2 protein-coding genes are annotated in these 2,548 nt (G+C 71.7%); one reads left to right on the forward strand and one right to left on the reverse strand.

All coding sequences use genetic code 11. The features are described 5' to 3' along the window. Window positions 1-184 (forward strand): TonB family protein (locus AC1D1T_RS31665; protein WP_477993328.1); only part of this gene is annotated, 184 nt, incomplete at its 5' end. A 21-nt stretch (window positions 185-205) separates the two neighbouring features. Here the strand turns inward: AC1D1T_RS31665 and AC1D1T_RS31670 are convergent. Then, on the reverse strand, window positions 206-2,548 hold a 2,343-nt coding region (locus AC1D1T_RS31670), incomplete at its 5' end, for a putative bifunctional diguanylate cyclase/phosphodiesterase (RefSeq protein WP_477993329.1).

Genomic DNA, 2,548 nt, shown 5'->3' on the forward strand with positions numbered 1-2,548 from the left:
AAAGGGCACCGTGCGGGTGCGCTTCGAGGTGCTGCCCAACGGCACGGTATCGGCGCCGGCCGTCGTGTCGTCGTCGAACGTGCGCCTGAACCGGGCCGCGCTGGCGGCGGTCGCGCAATGGAAGTTCCAGCCGCTGCGCGAGACGCAGGAAGGTGTCGTCGAGCTGGGCTTCAACCTCGACTGAGGCTGCCGCTCGGGGTGCGCGTCAGGCGGCGACCGTCCGCTCGGGCGCGATCGCCCCGCGGTACTGCCGCACCCAGGCGACCACCTCGCTCGACGGCATGGCCGCCGCGATGCCGTTGCCCTGGGCCATGTCGCAGCCGATCGCGATCAGGCGCTGCGCCTGGGCCCGCGATTCGACGCCCTCGGCCACCACCGTGCACCCGAAGGTGCGCGACAGACTGATCACCCCGGCGACGATCGCGTGGTCCTGCGGATCGAGCAGCATGTTCTGCACGAACGAGCGGTCGATCTTCAGCAGGTCGAGCGGCAGCCGCTTCAGGTAGGTGAGGGTGGAGTAGCCGGTGCCGAAATCGTCGAGCGCGAAGCGCACGCCGAGCTTGCGGCATTCCTGCATCAGCTGCACGGTGTAGTCGACGTCGGCGAGTGCTGCGGTCTCCAGCACCTCGATCACCAGGCGCTGCGCCACCGGCGAGTTGTAGCGTGAGAGCAGTCCGGCCAGGCGCTGCGCGAACAGCGGCTCCTGCAGGTGGCGCGCCGAGACGTTGATGCTGAGCGTGAGGTCGAGCCCCTGGCGCTGCCACTGCGCGAGCTGCTCGATGCCCTGCTGCAGCACCCAGTCGCCGACGCTGGCGCTGAGCCCGGTGTGCTCGATCAGCGGCAGGAAATGCGCCGGTGCGATCACGCCGTGCTGCGGGTGCTTCCAGCGCAGCAGCGCCTCGACGCCCATCACCGTGCCGTTGCGCAGGTCGACCTTGGGCTGGTAGTAGAGGCAGAACTCCTGCGCGTCGAGCGCAGTCTGCACGCGGCTGAGCGCCTCGAAGCGCTCTTCGGTGCGGCGGTTCAGCTCGGTGTCGAAGAACAGCGAGCCGTTGCGGCCGGCCTGCTTGGCGCCGTACATCGCATGGTCGGCGTGGCGCAGCAGCGTTTCGGCGTCGGCGCGGTCGACCGGGTAGACGGTGGCGCCCAGGCTGGCGGTGACGATCACCGGCCCGATGCCCATGCCGAGGTTGTACGGCAGCGAGACCTGGCGCAGCACGCGCTCGACGGTGGCCTGCGCGTCTTCGAGGGTTGCCGCGCGCAGCAGCAGCACGAACTCGTCGCCGCCCAGGCGCGCGACCTCGTCGGTCCAGTGGTCCCAGCGGCCGAGTGCATTGCGCAGCCGCTGCGCCAGCTCGACCAGCAGCCGGTCGCCGGCCTCGTGGCCGTGCGTGTCGTTGACCGGCTTGAAGTTGTCGAGGTCGAGGTAGCAGACCACCAGCAGGTAGCCGTCGCGCTCGCTGGCGCGGATCGCGTCGCGCAGCATCTGCGCGAGGCGGGCCCGGTTGGGCAGCCGGGTCAGCTCGTCGAAGTGGGCCTGGCGCTCCAGCTGCTCGCGGTGCAACCGGGCCTGCGTGGTGTCCGACAGCACCAGCACGTGGTGGCGCAGTTCGGCATCGGGGCCGGGGATCGCGGAGATCGTCACCTGCAGTGCGCACAGCTCGCCGTCGCGCCGCCGGTCGATGATCTCGCCGCGCCACGAGCCGGTGGATTCGAGCGCGGCGGCCATGCTGGCGCGCTGCGCGGCGCCCGGCTCGCCGTCGGTGGCCGGGCGCAGCAGCGCGGGCACCGCGCCGAGCATCTCCTCGCGCGAGAAGCCGGTGATCTTCGTGAAGGCAGGGTTCACGTCCAGCACCCGGCAGGCCGCGTCGGTGATGATCAGCCCCTCGTGCAGGTACTCGAACAGCCGGGTCGTCACGTTCTGCCGCTCTTCGGTGGCATGGCGGTCGGTGATGTCGATCGCGGTGGCGATCACGCGCCGTGGCGTGCCATCGGGCTGCCATTCGACGGCCCGGGCATGGCCTTCGAGCCACAGCCAGCGGCCATCCTTGGTCTGCAGCCGGAATTCGAAGGCATCCGGCTCGCCGGCGGACGGCACGCTGCGGCCGCGCGGCTGCAGCGCATTCAGCAGGCGGACGCTGTCGGACGGGTGGGTGCGGGCCAGCAGCTCGTCGATGCGGTGGCCGAACTCGAGGCTGCCGTAGCCGAGCATGCGCAGCCAGCGGCGCGAATAGCCGAGGCGGCCGCTGCGCAGGTCCCATTGCAGCGTGCCGACGCCGGCGGCATCGAGCGCCAGCTGCCAGCGCGCTTCTTGCGTGGCGGTGCGGCCCACCACGGCGCTGGCGAGCAGCGGCGTGGCACACAGGGTGGCCAGCCAGGCGGACAGCGTGGCGGCATCGGCCAGCGGGCCGGTGCCCGCCGCGCCCTTGGCGGCCCAGGAAGCGAGAGCGAAGGCGGCCAGCAGCACCGTGGCCGAAGCCGGCAGCAGCCCGCGGCGCGCCGCCAGGCCACCGAGCAGCAGGTGCGGCAGGCTGGCCAGTGCGAGCAT

The organism is Rhizobacter sp. P2_H3 (assembly GCF_056403355.1).